Source organism: Streptomyces sp. NPDC047971 (assembly GCF_040653355.1).
In the GTDB taxonomy this organism is placed as follows: Bacteria; Actinomycetota; Actinomycetes; order Streptomycetales; family Streptomycetaceae; genus Streptomyces.
In genome coordinates, this window is sequence record NZ_JBEZNW010000019.1 from 27,775 (window position 1) to 46,265 (window position 18,491).

General features: G+C 70.2%; 17 protein-coding genes and 1 tRNA gene. 7 read left to right on the forward strand and 11 right to left on the reverse strand.

The annotated features are described in order from the left end of the window. Window positions 1–81 precede the first annotated feature (81 nt). A complete protein-coding gene (gene nth, locus AB0D99_RS19330) occupies window positions 82–1,053 on the reverse strand; it encodes an endonuclease III (RefSeq protein ID WP_362363086.1) in 972 nt (323 codons plus the stop codon). 280 nt (window positions 1,054–1,333) lie between these two features. On the opposite strand from nth, the gene AB0D99_RS19335 reads away from it, so the two are divergent. Beyond that, window positions 1,334–2,008 (forward strand): Crp/Fnr family transcriptional regulator, encoded by a 675-nt coding sequence (locus AB0D99_RS19335; RefSeq protein ID WP_015034542.1) that lies wholly within the window; start codon window positions 1,334–1,336, stop codon window positions 2,006–2,008. Between the two features lie 74 nt (window positions 2,009–2,082). On the opposite strand, the gene AB0D99_RS19340 is transcribed toward AB0D99_RS19335, so the two are convergent. The 5 genes from AB0D99_RS19340 to AB0D99_RS19360 all read right to left on the reverse strand — a co-directional run bounded on the left by AB0D99_RS19340 (window position 2,083) and on the right by AB0D99_RS19360 (window position 5,568). Then, window positions 2,083–2,967, reverse strand: a complete 885-nt coding sequence (locus AB0D99_RS19340; RefSeq protein ID WP_362363089.1) for a prohibitin family protein — start codon at window positions 2,965–2,967, stop codon at window positions 2,083–2,085. Window positions 2,968–3,053: 86 nt separating this feature from the next. Further along, the gene (locus tag AB0D99_RS19345; protein WP_362363092.1) at window positions 3,054–3,884 is read right to left on the reverse strand and encodes an MBL fold metallo-hydrolase; all 831 of its coding nucleotides are present in this window, start codon (window positions 3,882–3,884) and stop codon (window positions 3,054–3,056) included. Then, on the reverse strand, window positions 3,881–4,855 hold the full coding sequence (locus tag AB0D99_RS19350) for an NUDIX hydrolase (protein WP_362363095.1): 975 nt from the start codon (window positions 4,853–4,855) through the stop codon (window positions 3,881–3,883). Before AB0D99_RS19350 ends, AB0D99_RS19345 begins: the two co-directional genes overlap by 4 nt. Before the next feature lie 87 nt (window positions 4,856–4,942). Continuing rightward, window positions 4,943–5,413, reverse strand: a complete 471-nt coding sequence (locus tag AB0D99_RS19355; RefSeq protein ID WP_362363098.1) for a RidA family protein — start codon at window positions 5,411–5,413, stop codon at window positions 4,943–4,945. Further along, complete coding sequence (locus AB0D99_RS19360) at window positions 5,413–5,568, reverse strand: hypothetical protein (RefSeq protein WP_362363100.1); 156 nt, start codon at window positions 5,566–5,568, stop codon at window positions 5,413–5,415. The genes AB0D99_RS19355 and AB0D99_RS19360 overlap by 1 nt, the downstream gene beginning before the upstream one ends. 72 nt (window positions 5,569–5,640) lie before the next feature. Here AB0D99_RS19360 and AB0D99_RS19365 point away from each other — a divergent pair, with 72 nt between their 5' ends. Together AB0D99_RS19365 and AB0D99_RS19370 are read left to right on the forward strand one after the other, a co-directional pair. Beyond that, window positions 5,641–6,603 (forward strand): ArsA-related P-loop ATPase, encoded by a 963-nt coding sequence (locus AB0D99_RS19365; RefSeq protein ID WP_362363103.1) that lies wholly within the window; start codon window positions 5,641–5,643, stop codon window positions 6,601–6,603. Then, window positions 6,600–7,943 (forward strand): ArsA family ATPase, encoded by a 1,344-nt coding sequence (locus tag AB0D99_RS19370; protein WP_362363106.1) that lies wholly within the window; start codon window positions 6,600–6,602, stop codon window positions 7,941–7,943. The genes AB0D99_RS19365 and AB0D99_RS19370 overlap by 4 nt, the downstream gene beginning before the upstream one ends. A gap of 208 nt (window positions 7,944–8,151) precedes the next feature. Here AB0D99_RS19370 and AB0D99_RS19375 read toward each other — a convergent pair whose 3' ends face one another. After that, window positions 8,152–8,496, reverse strand: a complete 345-nt coding sequence (locus AB0D99_RS19375; RefSeq protein WP_026058363.1) for a WhiB family transcriptional regulator — start codon at window positions 8,494–8,496, stop codon at window positions 8,152–8,154. 434 nt (window positions 8,497–8,930) lie between these two features. Next, window positions 8,931–9,233 carry a hypothetical protein gene (locus AB0D99_RS19380; RefSeq protein ID WP_362363109.1) on the reverse strand — a complete coding sequence of 101 codons (303 nt, stop codon included), beginning with the start codon at window positions 9,231–9,233 and terminating at the stop codon, window positions 8,931–8,933. 135 nt (window positions 9,234–9,368) lie between these two features. On the opposite strand from AB0D99_RS19380, the gene AB0D99_RS19385 reads away from it, so the two are divergent. Beyond that, complete coding sequence (locus AB0D99_RS19385) at window positions 9,369–11,600, forward strand: transglycosylase domain-containing protein (protein WP_362363112.1); 2,232 nt, start codon at window positions 9,369–9,371, stop codon at window positions 11,598–11,600. Between the two features lie 107 nt (window positions 11,601–11,707). Here AB0D99_RS19385 and AB0D99_RS19390 read toward each other — a convergent pair whose 3' ends face one another. Beyond that, window positions 11,708–12,172 (reverse strand): GatB/YqeY domain-containing protein, encoded by a 465-nt coding sequence (locus AB0D99_RS19390; RefSeq protein WP_362363115.1) that lies wholly within the window; start codon window positions 12,170–12,172, stop codon window positions 11,708–11,710. Window positions 12,173–12,245: 73 nt separating this feature from the next. Here AB0D99_RS19390 and AB0D99_RS19395 point away from each other — a divergent pair, with 73 nt between their 5' ends. Next, a complete protein-coding gene (locus AB0D99_RS19395; protein ID WP_362363118.1) occupies window positions 12,246–13,184 on the forward strand; it encodes a metallophosphoesterase in 939 nt (312 codons plus the stop codon). Between the two features lie 152 nt (window positions 13,185–13,336). Beyond that, a tRNA-Pro gene (locus tag AB0D99_RS19400) sits at window positions 13,337–13,410 on the forward strand. Between the two features lie 202 nt (window positions 13,411–13,612). Here the strand turns inward: AB0D99_RS19400 and nhaA are convergent. Both nhaA and AB0D99_RS19410 read right to left on the reverse strand, forming a co-directional pair. Then, window positions 13,613–14,920: a Na+/H+ antiporter NhaA gene (nhaA, locus tag AB0D99_RS19405; RefSeq protein ID WP_362363121.1), complete on the reverse strand. Its 1,308-nt coding sequence runs from the start codon at window positions 14,918–14,920 to the stop codon at window positions 13,613–13,615. 223 nt (window positions 14,921–15,143) lie between these two features. Beyond that, window positions 15,144–16,682, reverse strand: a complete 1,539-nt coding sequence (locus AB0D99_RS19410) for an alanine/glycine:cation symporter family protein (protein ID WP_362363124.1) — start codon at window positions 16,680–16,682, stop codon at window positions 15,144–15,146. A gap of 706 nt (window positions 16,683–17,388) precedes the next feature. Here AB0D99_RS19410 and AB0D99_RS19415 point away from each other — a divergent pair. After that, entirely contained in the window at window positions 17,389–18,474 is a 1,086-nt protein-coding gene (locus AB0D99_RS19415) for a serine/threonine-protein kinase (protein ID WP_362363127.1), read from the forward strand. The last annotated feature ends 17 nt before the right edge of the window (window positions 18,475–18,491 follow it).

Below are 18,491 nucleotides of genomic sequence, written 5' to 3' on the forward strand. Positions count from 1 at the left end.
GATCGGTGTGTGGGTTCGTTCCCTCATGGGTCGGGTCCTTCGGCGCCACCGGCCCCGTCCGGACCTCGCCGTCCGCTGGACTCACTCGGCTCCCGGGGCGACGCCGGGGGCGGGTGCGGCCGGGCGGCCGGGGTAGTCCGGAGGCGGGTTGAGGCGCTGCCCGGGGAAGCCGCCCTTCTCGTACTTCAGGAGCTTCCGTGCCTTCTCCGGGTCGGTCTCGCCCTCTCCGTACGCCGGGCAGAGCGGGGCGATCGGGCAGGCGCCGCAGGCCGGCTTGCGGGCATGGCAGATCCGCCGGCCGTGGAAGATCACCCGGTGCGAGAGCATGGTCCACTCGCTCTTCGGGAAGATCTCGGCGATCTCCGCCTCGATCTTGACCGGGTCCTCGCTCTCGGTCCACTTCCAGCGACGGGCGAGGCGCATGAAGTGGGTGTCGACGGTGATGCCCGGTACGCCGAAGGCGTTGCCGAGGACGACGAAGGCGGTCTTGCGGCCCACTCCGGGCAGTTTCACCAGGTCGTCGAGGCGGCCGGGCACCTCGCCCCCGAAGTCGTCCCGGAGGGCCGCAGCGAGCCCCATGATCGACTTGGTCTTGGCGCGGAAGAAGCCGGTGGGCCGGATCAGCTCCTCGACCTCCTCGGGGACGGCGGCCGCCAGGTCCTCGGGGGTCGGGTAGGCCGCGAAGAGCGCGGGGGTGGTCTGGTTGACCCGCAGGTCGGTGGTCTGGGCGGAGAGGACCGTGGCGACGAGCAGCTCGAAGGGGTTCCGGAAGTCCAGCTCGGGGTGGGCGTACGGGAAGACCTCGGCCAGTTCGCGGTTGATCTTCCGGGCCCGGCGGACCATGCCGAGCCGGGATTCCGCTTTCACGGGCTTCGCGGCGGGCTTCGCCGTCTTCGAGGCGGCCTTCGGGGCGGGCTCGGCCGTCTTCGAGGCGGCCTTCGGGGCGGGCTTCGCCGTCTTCGCGGCGCGCTTCGCCGCGGTCTTCTCCGCGGGCTTCGCCGTCTTCGAGGCGGCCTTGACGGGTGCCTTCGCCGGGCGTTTTGTCGCATTCACCCGATTCGACGCACCCTGTTCGCCCACAGCGGAATTACCCTTGGCGGACACTCTTCCAGCCCCCTTGGCCTGCGCTCTCACCGGCGAGTTGGACACTCGGCCAGCCTAAGGGCCACCACCGACATCCGCCCTGGGCACGACCGATCACGACCCAATCGGGGCCCTGACGTACGGAGGAGTGGTTCGGTACGTCAAACTTGTTGTGATTGATCGCACTGTTTTGTGCGTCCGGCATCATGGGATCAAGGTCCCCTGAGCAGGTCGACATAGGAGAGAACTCGTGGACGACGTTCTGCGGCGCGCCCCGCTCTTCGCGGCGCTCGATGACGAGCAGGCCGCGGAGCTGCGCGCCTCGATGAGTGAAGCGACGCTCGCCCGTGGCGACGCGCTCTTCCACGAGGGCGACCCCGGCGACCGCCTGTACGTGGTCACCGAGGGCAAGGTGAAGCTCCACCGCACCTCCCCCGACGGCCGGGAGAACATGCTGGCCGTCCTCGGCCCCGGCGAGCTGATCGGCGAGCTGTCCCTCTTCGACCCGGGCCCGCGCACCGCCACCGCGACCGCGCTGACCGAGGTCAAGCTGCTGGGCCTGGGCCACGGCGACCTCCAGCCCTGGCTGAACGCCCGTCCCGAGGTGGCCACCGCCCTGCTGCGCGCGGTCGCCCGCCGACTGCGCAAGACCAACGACCAGATGTCCGACCTGGTCTTCTCCGACGTGCCGGGCCGTGTCGCCCGCGCGCTCCTCGACCTGTCGCGCCGCTTCGGCGTGCAGTCCGAGGAGGGCATCCACGTCGTCCACGACCTCACCCAGGAGGAGCTCGCCCAGCTCGTCGGCGCCTCCCGCGAGACGGTCAACAAGGCCCTGGCGGACTTCGCCCAGCGCGGCTGGCTCCGCCTGGAGGCCCGCGCCGTGATCCTGCTGGACGTCGAGCGCCTCGCGAAGCGCTCGCGGTAAGCGGTTCGGTACGTACGAGGAAGGCCGCCCGGTCCACGACCGGGCGGCCTTCCTCGTACGCGGCTGCGGCGCCGCTACCGCTTCGTGCCGTCGACGATCACCGGGTTGCCACCGGCGGAACCGCACGGAACCGCGTACACCGGGTTCTGCGCCGCGGCCTCCTTGTACGCGTCGATGCACTGGTTCATCAGGACCTTGTCGGTCAGCGACGCGTTGAGGATCTTGTTGGCGCGGGCGATGCCCTCGGCCTCGATACGGCGCCGGTCGGCCTCGGCCTTGGCCGTACGGGCCGCCTCGGTGGCGCGCTCGGTCGCCTGCTGCTGCTGGATCTTGCGGTCGATCTGGTCCTGCAGGGCCTTCGAGGGCTTCACGTTGCGCAGGTTCACGGTCGTGACGTCGATCCCGCGCGGGGCCAGACGCTCCTTGATCAGCGCCCCGATCTCGGCGTTGATCTTCTCGCGGTCCGTGGCATAGCCCTGCTCGCTCGTGTAGCGGGCGAAGACGTTGCGGACGATCTCCCGGCTGTCCGGGTAGACCAGACGCTGCTGGATGGACTCCTCGCTGCCCGCGAGCCGGTACAGCTCGACCGCCTTGGTGGGCGTGACCGCCCACTTCACGGTCACCTCCGCCTCCATCACACCGCCCTGCGAGGAGCGGACCTCGACCACGTCCTTGTCGGAGAGGTTGAGGTCGACGGGCCGGGTCGAGAAGGTCGTGACGTCGGTGAACGGCGACTTGACGTGCATGCCCGAGGTCATCGGCTCGCCCACCTTGCCGAACGCGACCGGGACGCCGACCTCGTACGCGCTGACCACGTACGTCATGCTGGCGATCAGCGAGAAGGCGCCCGCGATGACCGCGCCGAGCGCGCCGAGCTTCAGCCCCTTCACATCGTTGGAGCGGGCGACGAAGAAGAGCACCACCGCCGCGATGAGCAGCAGGATGGCTATGACGAACATGAGTGGTTCCCCCCGAGGACTACGGTCGGCTTCCGACGAAGTAAGCGGAGCGTAAGACACGAACCGCGAACCCTCGAGGGTGGGGGTCAGATCAGGCCGTGCTCCCGCAGATACTCCAGCTGGGCCCGCACGGACAGCTCGGCGGCCGGCCAGAGCGAGCGGTCCACGTCCGCGTACACATGGGCGACGACCTCCGACGGGGTCCGGTGACCGCTCTCGACCGCCGTCTCCACCTGCGCCAGCCGGTTGGCGCGGTGCGCGAGGTAGAACTCCACCGCGCCCTGCGCGTCCTCCAGGACCGGCCCGTGCCCCGGCAGCACCGTGTGGACCCCGTCGTCGACCGTGAGCGAGCGCAGCCGCCGCAACGAGTCCAGATAGTCACCGAGCCGGCCGTCGGGATGGGCGACGATCGTCGTACCGCGCCCGAGGATCGTGTCGCCCGTCAGGACGGCCCGGTCGGCGGGGAGATGGAAGGACAGCGAGTCCGCGGTGTGGCCGGGCGTCGGCACGACCCACATCTCCAGGCCGCCGACGGTGATCACGTCCCCGGCGGTGAGCCCCTCGTCGCCGAGGCGCAGAGCCGGGTCGAGGGCCCGCACATGCGTCCCCGTGAGTTCGGCGAACCGGCCGGCGCCCTCGGCGTGGTCGGGGTGACCGTGCGTCAGCAGGGTGAGCCCGACCCGCTTGCCGAGCTTCGCCGCGGTCTCGATCACCCGGGTCAGGTGCCCGTCGTCGAGCGGCCCGGGGTCGACGACGACGGCGAGGTCGGAGTCGGGCTCGGAGACGATCCAGGTGTTGGTGCCGTCGAGCGTCATCGCGGACGGGTTCGGCGCGAGGACGTTGACGGTACGGGCGGTCGCGGGGCCGGAGAGCACCCCGCCCCGGGGCTGCCCGGGCAGCGCGGCGGCGTCACTCATCGCGCACCTCCCTCGTCCGACGCGCCCGCGTCCGGTCCGGGCGTCGCGCCTTCTCCCCTGCCGGCGGCGCCGGCGTCCGGCCCGGGAGCCGCGCCCGGGGCCGGGTCCGGGCTCCCGCCCGTCGGGATGTGCTTGGTGAACTCGTCGTGGCCCGGCCAGCTGAGGATCAGCTCGTCGCCTTCCAGCCGCGCCTGTGCCAGCACGGGGGTCATGTCCTGGTCCTGAGCCGCTGCCAGCGCCGCCGCTGCCGTATCGAAGCGTTCGAGGCCCCGCAGGGTCGAGATCGTCGGAGGCATCATCGTCAGTTCGCCCCGGTCGTAGCCTGCGGCGGCGTCCACCGGGCGGATCCAGACCGTGCGGTCCGCCTCGGTCGAGACGTCACGCGTGCGCTGACCGGTCGGCAGGACGGCCGCGAAGAACCAGGTGTCGTACCGCCGGGACTCGAACTCCGGCGTGATCCACCGCGCCCACGCGCCGAGCAGGTCCGACCGCAGTACCAGCCCGCGCCGGTCGAGGAAGTCCGCGAAGGAGAGGTCGCGGGCGACCAGCGCCTCCCGGTCCTTCTCCCAGTCCTCCCCCGTCGTGTCGTCCACCACCGAGTCGGGGGTCGCGCCGGCGAGCAGCACGCCGGCCTCCTCGAAGGTCTCGCGCACGGCCGCGCAGACGATCGCCTGCGCCTCCTCCGTACCCGTGACGCCGAGTCGCTCGGCCCAGCTCTCCAGGGAGGGCCCGGCCCAGCGCACCGGGTGCTCGTCGCGCGGATCGACGCCACCGCCGGGATACGCGTACGCACCGCCCGCGAAAGCCATGGAGGTGCGCCGCCGCAGCATGTGGACGTGCGGGCCCTCCGCCGCGTCGCGCAGCAGCAGGACGGTCGCCGCCCGTCTGGGAGTGGCGGGCGTGAGCTCGCCCGCCGCCAGGGCACGGATGCGGTCGGGCCATTCCGGTGGGTACCACTGACCATTCGACATGGCCGGATGGTATGCGCAACTACCCGTACGCACGAGAGCCGATTCCCCCGGAGCGGGGGAACCGGCTCTTGACGAACGTACGGGCGGTCAGGCGTGGTCGAGCTCCACCTGGACCTCGACCTCGACCGGGGCGTCCAGCGGCAGCACCGCGACACCCACCGCGCTGCGCGCGTGCACGCCCTTGTCGCCGAGGACGGCGCCGAGCAGCTCGCTGGCGCCGTTGACGACACCGGGCTGACCGGTGAAGTCGGAGGCCGAGGCGACGAAGCCGACGACCTTCACGACCCGCTTGATCCGGTCCAGGTCACCGGCGACCGACTTCACGGCCGCGAGCGCGTTCAGCGCGCAGGTGGCCGCGAGCTTCTTGGCCTCCTCCGCGGTGACCTCGCCCCCGACCTTGCCGGCCATCTGGAGCTTGCCCTCGACGATGGGGAGCTGGCCCGAGGTGTAGACGTAGACGCCCGACTGCACGGCCGGCTGGTAGGCGGCCAGCGGCGGCACGACCTCCGGCAGGGTCAGCCCCAGCTCGGCGAGCTTCGCCTCGATGGCGCCGCTCATCAGGACTTCACCCGCTTCAGGTAGGCCACGAGCTGCTCGGGGTTCGGGCCGGGAACGACCTGGACGAGCTCCCACCCGTCCTCGCCCCAGGTGTCCAGAATCTGCTTCGTCGCGTGCACGAGAAGGGGCACGGTCGCGTATTCCCACTTGGTCATGGAGCCGACTGTATCCGCTGCCACAGGTAGCCTCCTGCTTAGGCGGGCCTGCCAGTGGTTAGGCTCGAAGGCGTGAGCAGGCTCCAGGTCGTCAGCGGCAAGGGCGGTACCGGTAAGACGACGGTCGCCGCCGCCCTCGCGCTCGCCCTCGCGACGGAGGGCAAGCGAACCCTTCTCGTGGAGGTCGAAGGCAGACAGGGCATCGCACAGCTCTTCGAGACGGAGGCCCTTCCGTACGAGGAGCGCAAGATCGCCGTGGCGCCGGGCGGCGGGGAGGTGTTCGCGCTGGCCATCGACGCCGAGCGCGCGCTCCTCGACTACCTCCAGATGTTCTACAAACTGGGCAGCGCGGGCCGGGCCCTGAAGAAGCTCGGCGCGATCGACTTCGCGACGACGATAGCGCCGGGCGTACGGGACGTGCTGCTGACCGGCAAGGCGTGCGAGGCGGTCCGTCGGCGGGAGAAGCACGGCGGCTACACCTACGACCACGTCGTCATGGACGCGCCCCCGACCGGCCGGATCACCCGCTTCCTCAACGTGAACGACGAGGTGGCGGGGCTGGCCAGGATCGGCCCGATACACAATCAGGCGCAGGCCGTCATGCGGGTGCTCAAGTCCCCGGAGACCGCGGTGCACCTGGTGACCCTGCTGGAGGAGATGCCGGTCCAGGAGACCGCCGACGGCGTCGCGGAGCTGCGCGAGGCCGATCTTCCGGTGGGCGAGATCATCGTGAACATGGTCCGTCCGCACGTCCTCGACGAGGCGGCGGTACGGGCCGCCTCCGGCGACCACCGGGACGCGATCGCGCGGACCCTGGCGGACGCCGGGATCTCCGGCGGCACGAAGCTGGTCGGGCCGCTCCTGGAGCAGGCGGCGGAGCACGCCCAGCGGGTGGAGCTGGAGCGCGAGCAGCGGGCGGCGCTCGTCGGGATCGGCGTGCCGACGTACGAACTCCCGTTCCTCGGGGACGGAGCGGACATCGCGGGCCTGTACCGGCTGGCGAAGGACCTGCGGAAGCAAGGGGTGGGCGCGTGACGGAGAAGGCCGCCGTGGTGAACGGACTCGACTCCGCCCCCGTCCTGCACCTGGATCCGCTCATCGACGACCTGGGCACCCGGATCATCGTCTGCTGCGGCGCGGGCGGGGTCGGCAAGACGACGACCGCGGCGGCGCTCGGGGTCCGCGCGGCCGAGCGCGGCCGCAAGGTCGTCGTGCTGACGATCGACCCGGCCCGGCGGCTCGCGCAGTCGATGGGGATCGACTCGCTGGACAACATTCCCCGCAGGGTGGACGGGATCGAGGGGTCCGGGTCGGGCGGCGACGCCGGCGAACTGCACGCCATGATGCTCGACATGAAGCGGACCTTCGACGAGATCGTCGAGGCGCACGCGGACGCCGACCGGGCCCGGGCGATCCTGGAGAACCCCTTCTACCAGTCCCTGTCGGCCGGTTTCGCCGGTACGCAGGAGTACATGGCGATGGAGAAGCTGGGGCAGCTGCGGGCCCGCGACGAGTGGGACCTGATCGTCGTCGACACTCCCCCGTCCCGGTCGGCGCTGGACTTCCTGGACGCGCCGAAGCGTCTCGGGTCCTTCCTGGACGGGAAGTTCATCAAGCTGCTGATGGCTCCCGCGAAGATGGGCGGCCGGGCGGGGATGAAGTTCCTCAATGTCGGCATGTCGATGATGACGGGAACGCTGGGGAAGCTGCTGGGAGGCCAGTTCCTGAAGGACGTCCAGACCTTCGTGGCCGCGATGGACACCATGTTCGGCGGCTTCCGGACCCGCGCGGACGCCACGTACAAGCTGCTCCAGGCCCCGGGCACGGCTTTCCTCGTGGTGGCCACGCCGGAGCGGGACGCGCTGCGTGAGGCCGCCTACTTCGTCGAGCGGCTCGCCGCGGAGGAGATGCCGCTGGCCGGTCTCGTCCTCAATCGGGTCCACGGCAGCGGCGCCGCCCGGCTGTCGGCCGAGCGGGCGCGGGCCGCCGCGGAAAATCTTGACGAGGGGCGCATTGTCGATCAGGGGGGCGGGAAGACTGGTGTTCGTGGCTCCCGTGCCACACCCCCCGAGCTGTCGGACACCGCCAGCGCCGCCACCGTCACCGCCGCCGCACGCACGTCGCACGACGAGGCTGACCCCACAGCCGAGGACCCCACGCACGACATTCAGCAACTGACCGCGGGACTGCTCCGTCTCCATGCCGAGCGCATGCAGGTGCTCGCCCGCGAGCAGCGCACGCGCGACCGCTTCACGGCCCTCCACCCCGAGGTGGCTGTGGCCGAGGTGGCCGCCCTGCCCGGCGACGTACACGATCTCGCAGGGCTGCGCGCCATCGGTGACCGGCTCACGGCCGGACGGATGCCGTCGGCCTGAGCCGTGGAGACGCCGGCGGGGCATCACCCGTCGGACGTGCGAGAGCCGTTCACGGCCGCGTACGTGTCGAACGAGTGGTGGACGTCCACGCGCCGCGGCCCGTCGCGAGCCTTCGTTCATCGCTCACGCCTCGTCGGCCCCGTCGCGCCGCGTACCACTCGGACGTGTCGTACGCCCCCGTGCGTCTCGTGCGTCGCGGGGAGTGGGGCTAGCCCACCGCCGCGTACGCCTCGTACGTCGCGTCGTCCTCCATCGCCACGGGCAGCAGGCCCGCTCCCCGCTCGTACTCCGTGCGCGCGGTCTCCAGCAGTCGCCGCCACGAGGTGACGGTCGGCCGCCGGCGCAGCAGGGCGCGGCGCTCGCGCTCCGTCATGCCACCCCACACGCCGAACTCCACGCGGTTGTCCAGGGCGTCGGCGAGGCACTCGGTCCGCACCGGACATCCGGTGCACACTGCCTTCGCCCTGTTCTGTGCCGCTCCTTGGACGAAAAGTTCATCCGGATCGGTAGTGCGGCAGGCCGCCTGCGCACTCCAGTCAGCTACCCAGCCCATACCGGCGCCGTCCTCTCCCGAATCGAGGCTCCCCCACGGCGGTAGCGGCATATTCACCGCTGCCAGTTGGTGACGTTACGGAAGGTGGGCACAGCGCAACACCCCCTTCGGGCCCAATCTTGAATGGCCCGAACGGACTATGCGTACGCGGCAGATCACCCAGGGGAGTGACCGATGGACATGCGTGTCGAATCCGGCGAACCAGTACAGTTCGCCCGGCTGCGGCGGAGTCACTTGGTGCGTGGAGTGACGCATGGGGCGGAATCGGGCATGACTTCCCAAGCTTCGGGTTCAAGGGATTTCATGCCGATGTCACGCCCGGGTCTTGATGCAGAACCACACTGCTGTGACAGTTGAGAGCAGCTTAGGCCAAGGCATATCCGTGTGTCCGGCGAATGGGAACGTAGGCACCGCACGTTGCCGTGCCGTCGAGGTCAGGGGATGAGTCCCGCGTTCACGGCACGGCCGTGGAGACGCCGGTGCCACTCGTTGGCGTCCGGTCCGGGGTCGGTGGCCAGGACGGGATTCGGCCCCGTCTCGATGAGGTGGAGGAGCGTCCAGGCCACGCCGTAGCAGTCGTCGGGGCCGAAGCACGAGACAAGGGCTCGGGCCTCCTCTCCGCTGACCGGCTTCGCGATCGCTTCGAGCTGCCGAACGCGCCTGTCGATCTCTTCTTCGCTCGCGTCCCAGTCGGGGAGCGGGCCGGCGGCGACGAACGTCTGGACTTCGGGTCTCATGGGCGGATGATCGACTGCCTCCGTCACCGCGGGCAAGCCGTCCCGACCCGCCCGGATGTCACGGTCCGGTACGCGAACGCTCCGAGAGGCCCATGCTCCTGCGGAACGCTCATCACTACGGATTAGGCTGCCCCCATGGCAAAGAAGCGCTCGGGCGGAGGTCTGACCGGGACCCAGCAGGCCGCCAAGTTCATCGGTGTCAGTGTGCTCTCCGGAGCCGTCCTGGCAGGCATCGCGCTGCCCGCGGCCGGAGCACTCGGACTCGCGGCCAAGGGCACGGTCGAGGGATTCGACGAGATCCCGTCCAACCTGAAGACGCCGCCGCTGAGTCAGCGCACGACGATCCTCGACGCCGACGGCGGCCCCATCGCCACCGTGTACTCGCGCGACCGGAAGGTCGTGCCGCTGGAGAAGATCTCCCCGTACATGCAGAAGGCGATCGTCGCGATCGAGGACTCCCGCTTCTACGAGCACGGAGCGATCGACCTCAAGGGCGTGCTGCGCGCGATCAACCGCAACGCGCAGTCGGGCGGCGTGGCGCAGGGCGCGTCGACCCTCACCCAGCAGTACGTGAAGAACGTCTTCGTCGAGGAGGCCGGTGACGACCCCGAGAAGGTCGCCCAGGCCACCCAGCAGACCATCGGCCGCAAGGTCCGCGAACTGAAGTACGCGATCCAGGTCGAGGAGGAGCTGGGGAAGAAGAAGATCCTCGAGAACTACCTCAACATCACCTTCTTCGGCCAGCAGGCGTACGGCATCGAAGCGGCCGCCCAGCGCTACTTCTCCAAGCCCGCCGCCGACCTGAAGCTGGAGGAGGCCGCCATGATGGCCGGCCTCGTCCAGTCGCCGAGCCGCTACGACCCGGTCAACGACCTCCAGGAAGCCACCAAGCGCCGCGACACGGTGCTCCAGCGGATGGCCGACGTGAAGGACATCAGCCAGGCGGAGGCGGACCGGGCGAAGGCCACGCCGATCAAGCTGAAGGTGAAGGCCCCGAAGAACGGCTGCATCACCGCCGTCGACGGCGCCGGCTTCTTCTGCGACTACGTCCGCAAGACGATCCTCAACGACCCGGTCTTCGGCAAGACGGTCGAGGAGCGCCAGAAGCTGTGGAACCTGGGCGGCCTGACCATCCGGACCACGCTCGACCCGCGCGCCCAGGAGGCGGCCAACGAGGCCGCCGTCGCGAAGATCAACGTGGACGACGGGGTCGCCGCCTCGGTGGTCCAGGTCCAGCCGGGCAGCGGCAAGATCCTCTCGATGGGCCAGTCGCGCCCGTACGGCCTGGACCAGAAGCAGCACCAGACCACCCTCAACCTCGCCGTCGGCAAGAAGATGGGCGGCACGACGTACGGCTTCCAGGTCGGTTCGACCTTCAAGCCGATCACGGCCGCGGCGGCCCTGGAGAAGGGGCTGAGCCCCGCGCAGTCCTTCTCCACGCCGTGGAAGATCTCGCTGCCGATGAACTCGTACACCACCTGCGCGGGCGGCCCGTCCGGCGGTGGCAACTGGGACCTGCAGAACGAGATGAAGTCCGAGGCCGGCAGCTGGGACATGACGAGCGCGCTCGGCAAGTCCATCAACACCTACTTCGCCCACCTGGAGCAGATGACCGGGCTGTGCGAGACGGTCCAGATGGCGAAGAAGATGGGGTACGAGAAGGAGCTGGGCAAGAAGCTCCTGGAGCTGCCCTCGATCACGCTCGGCGGCCAGGAGTCCACCCCGCTCGACATGGCGGCGGTCTACGCGACCTTCGCCAACCGCGGCACGTACTGCACCCCGATCGCCATCGAGTCGATCAAGACGGCCAACGGCGAGAAGCTGAAGGTGCCTCAGACGGAGTGCACGCGGGCGATGAGCGAGCGCACCGCCGACACCGTCAACCAGATGCTGAAGGGTGTCGTCGAGGACGGCACCGGTACGAAGGCGGGTCTGAGCGACCGCGACAACGCCGGCAAGACGGGTACGACCAACGACCGCAAGGACGCCTGGTTCGTCGGATACACCCCGAACCTGTCCACGGCCGTCTGGGTCGGTGACGACGTCGGCGAGAAGCAGTCGATGTACGACATCGTCATCGGCGGGGTGACGTACGACAAGGTCTGCGGTGGCTGCCTCCCGGGCCCGATCTGGAAGATCGCGATGACCGGGGCGCTCACCGCCTCCGAGACGCCGTCCTTCGCGCCGATCTCCGTGCCTCGCGGCGAGAAGCCGGAGGACAAGGAGAAGGACAAGGACAAGGGCAAGCCGCGCGAGGACGACAAGCCGGGTGACCGGGACGACGACCCGTTCCCGGACATCACGATCCCGCCGGACCTGATCGGCGGCGGGAACGGCCGCGGCGGGAACGGCGGCAACGGCCGGTAGCCCCCGCGCACGGACACGAACGAGGGCGCCTCTCCTGGGAGAGGCGCCCTCGTTCGTTCTCCGAGCCCCGGGGGCCCGGTGCGGTCCTCGGTCTCCCGAGGCTCCGCTCAGCCCGCGAGCAGCTTCTTCACGGCGGCGGCGACCCGGCCGCCCTCGGCCTGCCCGGCGACCTTCGGGTTCACGATCTTCATGACGGCGCCCATGGCCCGCGGGCCCTCCGCGCCGGCGGCCTTCGCCTCGGCGACGGCGGCCGCGACGATCTGCTCCAGCTCGTCGTCGCCGAGCTGCTTCGGCAGGTACGCGTCGAGGAGGACGCCCTCCGCCTTCTCGCGCTCGGCCGACTCGGCGCGGCCGCCCTGGGCGAACGCCTCCGCCGCCTCACGGCGCTTCTTCGCCTCCTTGGCGATCACCTTGAGCACCTCGTCGTCGGAGAGATCGCGCTTGGTCGTGCCCGAGACCTCCTCCTTGGTGATCGCGGTGAGAGTGAGCCGGAGCGTCGAGGAGCGCAGCTCGTCGCGCTCCTTGATGGCGGCGTTGAGGTCGTCCTGAAGCTTGGCCTTGAGCGTGGTCATGCCTCAAGTGTGTCAGGTGCCCCACCCTGCCCGCCCGCGCATTTCCTCCGGCCGGGTCTGCGACGATGGGGGGATGCGCGCACGGTACGGGATCCCCCTGAAGGTCACGGCAGGTCTTACGGCGACGGCGGCGGCCGGACTGGTCTACGCGGCGGGCTTCGAGGCCCGCTCCTTCCGCCTGCGACGGGTGACGATCCCCGTACTCCCGCGCGGGATGCGGGATCTGCGGGTCCTTCAGGTCTCCGACATCCACATGGTGTGCGGCCAGCGCAAGAAGCGGAAGTGGCTGCAGTCCCTCGCCGGGCTGCGCCCGGACTTCGTCGTGAACACGGGCGACAACCTCTCGGACACGGACGCGGTCCCCGAGGTCCTGGACGCGCTCGGCCCGCTGATGGACTTCCCCGGCGTGTACGTCTTCGGCTCCAACGACTACTACGGGCCGCGGCTGCGCAACCCCGCCCGTTACCTGCTGGAGAAGGCCCAGGGGCGGCACGGGCTCAACGGCAACAAGCCGGTGGTGGGCGCGGTGCACAACCCGTGGGAGGGGATGCGGGACGCCTTCGACGACGCGGGCTGGGTGAACCTCACCAACACCCGCGGCCGGCTGAAGCTGCCCGACCTGGAGATCGCCTTCACCGGCCTGGACGACCCGCACATCAAGCGGGACCGGTACGAGCAGGTGGCGGGCGGACCGGACCTGACGGCGGACTTCTCGCTGGGCGTGGTCCACGCGCCGTACCTGCGCACGCTCGACGCGTTCACGGCGGACGGCTACGGGCTGATCCTGGCGGGCCACACCCACGGCGGCCAGCTCTGCGTCCCCTTCTACGGAGCCCTGGTCACCAACTGCGACCTGGACACGGACCGGGTGAAGGGCCTCTCGACGCACACGGTGGAGGGCCTGACCTCGTTCCTCCACGTCTCGGCGGGCTGCGGCACGAACCGTTTCACCCCGGTGCGCTTCGCCTGCCCCCCGGAGGCCACGCTCCTCACGCTGACGGCGCGCGACTGAGCCGAACCGCCTCCGGCCCGCCGGCCGGGGCGATCATCGGACGGACGGCATCCCACCTGCGGCGCAGTGCCGCGAAAACCGGATTTCGTCTCCGGGCGCGGGTGGGCTAAAGTAATCGATGTCGCCGCGACGTGAAGACAGAGCAGCGACATCGGGGTGTAGCGCAGCTTGGCAGCGCGCTTCGTTCGGGACGAAGAGGTCGTGGGTTCAAATCCCGCCACCCCGACAGCCGAAACACCAGGTCAGGCCCGTCCAGTGACATCACTGGACGGGCCTCCTGCGTTGTGCGCGCCTGTCCGCGTGACATGGGATCCAACCGGCCGGACACGGTCCCTGCCCGTATCCGTGCGTCCGGTCGGCGCCGCGTCCCGGGCCCGCCGGGCGCACGGCACACCGCCGCGACGCCCCCTTGTGACCCCGTCTCCTTGCTACGCCTCGCCGGCCGTGCCCCTGCGGGAGCCGGTCTGGTAGATGTCGGGGATGCCGTCGGCGTCGTCGTCGCGCTCCTCATCCTCGTAGAGGCGCTTGTAGACGCGGTTGCGCCGCCGCAGGAGGACACCGGCGAGGGCGGCCGCGAGTACGGAGCCGAAGAGGACGGCGGCCTTGATGTGCTCGGCCGTGGTCGGGTCGGGGAAGGCGAGTTCACCGATGAGGAGGGCGACGGTGAAGCCGATCCCCGCCAGCGTCGCGAGCCCGAAGACATCGGCCCAGGCGAGGTCGGGGTTGAGCTGCGCCCGGGTGAAGCGGGCCGCGAGGTAGGTCCCGAGGAAGATGCCGAGGATCTTGCCGACGACCAGGCCGATGACGACGCCGAGAGGTTCGGGGTCGGTGAAGACCCGGGCCAGGGCCGCGCCCGAGACGGTGACGCCGGCGGCGAAGAGCGCGAAGAGGGGGACGGCGACGCCCGCCGAGAAGGGGTGGACGAGGTGGGAGACGCGCGCCCCCGGGGAAGCGGCCTCTCCCTCGTCCCGGGTGGTGCGCAGGATGAGGCCCATGGCGACGCCGGCGACGGTGGCGTGGACGCCGGAGTTGTACATCAGCGCCCAGATCGCGACGCCGAGGGGCACGTACCACCACCAGCCGCGCACCCGCAGGCGCTGGAGCACGTAGAAGAGGATCAGACCGGCGAAGGCTCCGCCCAGGGCCACGTAGTCGAGGTCGCTGGTGAAGAAGATCGCGATGATGAGGATGGCGCCGAGGTCGTCCACGACGGCGAGGGTGAGCAGGAACGCCCGCAGGGCGGAGGGGAGATGGGTGCTGATGACGGCGAGGACGGCGAGCGCGAAGGCGATGTCGGTGGCCATGGGAACGGCCCAGCCGTCGAGGCTCCCGCCGCCCGCGACGGCGGTCAGCGTGTAGAGCGCCGCGGGTACGGCCATGCCGCACAGGGCCGCGACGACGGGCAGGGCCGCCGTGGCCGGGGTGCGCAGTTCGCCGACGACGAGCTCGCGCTTCAGCTCGATGCCCGCCACCAGGAAGAAGACCGCGAGGAGCCCGTCGGCCGTCCAGTGCCCGACCGACAGGTCCAGGCCCAGGGCGGGGATGCCGAAGTGGAAGTCCCGTACGGATTCGTACGCCCCACTCCACGGACTGTTGGCCCACACCAGGGCGACCACGGCGGCGGTCAGCAGGACGAGCCCGCCGATGGTCTCGGTGCGGAGCGCCTCGGCGATCGCCTGGCGCTCCGGCCAGGGCAGCAGTCCGAAAACGGTCCTTCGGGGGCGTGCCTGGGTCATGGAAGAGCCCTCCGGGGCATGTCGGCAGGAGGGACACGAGCCCCTTGGACGCCGACCAGACTTCCCGGCACACCAGCATCGTCTTGATGCGTTCTTAACACCCTATCGGGTGGCCGGACGTCTCACCAGACGTCTCTCACCTGCAAAAACGAGCGAGAGGGCCCGCCCCACCAAGGCGCGAGGTGGGGCGGGCCCTCTCAGGAGCCGGGCCGCCGGGGGGCGGTCAGACGGTGGTCTTCACCGGCTCCTGGTCGGTGTCGTCGTCCGTGTCGAGGCCGGCGTCGCGGCGCTTGACGAAGGCGAGGAAGGAGTTCAGTTCCCGCTTGACGACCGGGGCGAGGAGGTACAGGCCGATGATGTTGATGACCGCGAGCATGAACAGCACCGCGTCGGCCATGTCGATCAGGGTCTGCAGGGTCAGCAGGGAGCCGGCCACCGCGAACAGGGTGTAGAAGACCTTGAAGGTCACCTCGCTGACCTTGCTGCGGCCGAAGAGGTGGGTCCACGCCTTCATGCAGTAGTAGCCCCAGGTCAGCACCGTGGAGATGGCGAACAGCATGACCGCGATGGTCAGGATGTACGGGAACCAGGGCAGGACCGTGCCGAAGGCGTCGGAGGTGATCGTGACACCGCCGATGGACTCGCCGCCTTCGCGGACCTCGACATAGCTGGCCGGGTTGGCGATGACGATGGTCAGGGCGGTCATCGTGCAGATGATGACCGTGTCGATGAACGGCTCCAGCAGGGCGACCAGACCCTCGCTCGCGGGGTGCTTGGTCTTGACCGCGGAGTGGGCGATCGGGGCGGAGCCGAGACCGGCCTCGTTGGAGAACGCGGCCCGCTTGAAGCCGATGATCAGGGCGCCGAGGACACCGCCGGCGACACCCTCGGGGTTGAACGCGCCCTCGATGATCGTGGAGATCGCGGACGGCACGGCATCGACGTTGACCGCGATGACGACGAGGCAGGCGGCGATGTAGATGCCGGCCATGGCCGGGACGAGCTTGCTGGTGACGGAGGCGATGGAGCGGATGCCGCCGAGCAGCACGATGCCGACGAGCGCGGCGATCAGGATGCCGAAGAACAGCGCGCCCGCGGAGCCGCCCATCAGGCCGTCCTCGCCGCCGGTGACGGAGACCAGCTGGGCGTAGGACTGGTTGACCTGGAAGAGGTTGCCGCCGAAGAGGCCGAAGAACAGCACGAAGAACGAGGCGAGGACGGCCAGGACCTTGCCGAGGGTCTTGCCGTTCTTGCCGAAGCGCTCGGCGAGGCCCTTGGGCAGGTAGTGCATCGGTCCGCCGGAGACACTGCCGTCGGCGTGCACCTCGCGGTACTTCACGCCGAGCGTGACCTCGACGAACTTGGTGGCCATGCCGAGGAGGCCGCAGAGGATCATCCAGAAGGTGGCGCCGGGGCCACCGATGGAGACGGCGACGGCCACACCGGCGATGTTGCCGAGACCGACGGTGCCGGAGACGGCGGCGGTCAGCGCCTGGAAGTGGTTGACCTCACCGGCCGACCCCTTCTCGTCGTACTTGCCCCGGACGACGTTCAAGGCCAGCCGGAACTTGCGCAGCTGGACGAAGCCGAACCATCCGGTGAAGACCAGACCGGCGACGACGAGCCAGGCCACGATGAGGGGAAGCTCCGTACCCCCGACGGGGACGGAGTAGAAGACGACATCGCCCAACCACTTGGCGATGGGCTCGAAGAATCCGCTGACCGCCTTGTCGACGGACTGGGTGAAGGAATCGAGTGACACGGTGGGGACCTCAGTAACGCAGGACCGGCGCGCGGGAGGCCACGCCGGTGGGGAGTGCGGTCTGTGAGCGAACGCCGTTGTCCGATCGGCGACCCGAGGTGTCACGTCCGCGGACTCGGAGCGTGATCATCTCGGTCGTGCTGCCGGAGCGCGCCCGGCACTCCGCGTGATGGCGAGAGGGGTTGCCACCTGCGGAGTTGCGCATTCCTAACACGCTCCTGACGCATGGGGTGTGATGCAGATCACGCAACTCCCGGTAATACCGCGAAATCCCAGCGAGCGTGACATGACCGTTATCCGGACACGTACATCCCTTCAGAGGACATCTATTTCCGCAGGTCAGCAGTGTGTGGACGCTTGCACCTGTCTCGCGGACCGGCTACCGGCCGGTTCGCCACCGTCGCGCGTCCGCGCGGCCGCTCCACCCGCGCCGGCCGCGGGCACCGCCGCCGACGGGTGTCCGCCGAGGCTCCCCACGGCGCGCCGTCGGCCGGGCGACACCGGGACCCGACATCGCTGACGGGACGCCAACCGCGTTCAGATCCCGCGCAGTTGACCGAGATGAGCCGTGCTCCCGCGCCGGACCGGGGCTCGTGGACGGGATGTCGATCAAGCGGCTCTACCCTTGAACGGCATCGGACGCCGACAGCGGAGTACGGCGACGCATGCTGTCAGGTTGGCTTGCCGTCGAAAGGCTGGGTCTCAGGTGCTGGTCGCGGACCGATATCGGCTCCACTCGTGTGTCGGACGTGGCGGCATGGGCGAGGTGTGGCAGGCCACCGACGAGGTCCTCGGGCGCCCCGTGGCCGTGAAGCTGATGCTGGGTCACGGGACCGATCCCTCGGCGGCCGACCGGTTCCGGCTCGAGGCCCAGACGGCGGCGCGGCTGAGCCACGCGCATGTCGTCGGCGTCTTCGACTTCGGTACGTGGGACGGAAAGCTGTTCCTCGTCATGGAGTTGGTCGACGGGGACAGCCTCGCCGGCAACCCGGGGAACCCGCTCGTGCTCCCCGCCGAGCGGGTCGCGGTCGTCGCCGCCCACGCCGCCGCGGGGCTGGCCGCCGCACACCGCGAGGGAGTCGTGCACCGGGACATCAAGCCCGGGAACCTCCTCGTCGACGGCGACGGGACCGTGAAGCTCGCGGACTTCGGCATCGCCCGCTTCGTCGACGACCCGTCCGCCGGGCTCACCACCACGGGGCAGATCGTCGGCACCGGCCTCTACCTGGCCCCCGAACGCGCCCTCGGACGGCCCGCGTCGCCCGCGTCGGACGTGTACTCGCTCGGCTGCGTGCTGTACCAACTCCTCACCGGACGGCCCCCGTTCCAGGGCGACACCGCGACCGCCCTGCTGTACCAGCACATCGACACCCCGCCCGCGCCGCCCCGGCAGCTCGGCGTGGGACTGCCCGCCGCGTTCGAGGCATACCTCCTCACGCTGCTGGCCAAGGAGCCCGAGCAGAGACCCCCGGCCCAGGTGATCGCCGACTGGTTCTCCTCCGGCGCCTGGCGAGGTCACCCCCTGCCCCCTCCGCAGCAGAGCCAGCACCGACGCCAGCCGCAGCAGCACCAGCAGTCCCGTCGCGCGCCCTCCCAGCCTCAGGCGCGGCCGCAGTCCCGGCCCCGTTCGCCTGAGCCCCGGGCCGCCGTCGCCGCCCCGCGACGCCAGGCGCGCAGGAGTGAGGGCGGTCTCGCCGCCCTCTCCCGGCGCCGCCCCAGGAAGACCGCCGCCGTGGCCGGCGGCATAGCCTTCGTGGTCTTCATGCTGATCGGCATGGCCTGGCTGTCCTAGGGCCTACGGACGACTTG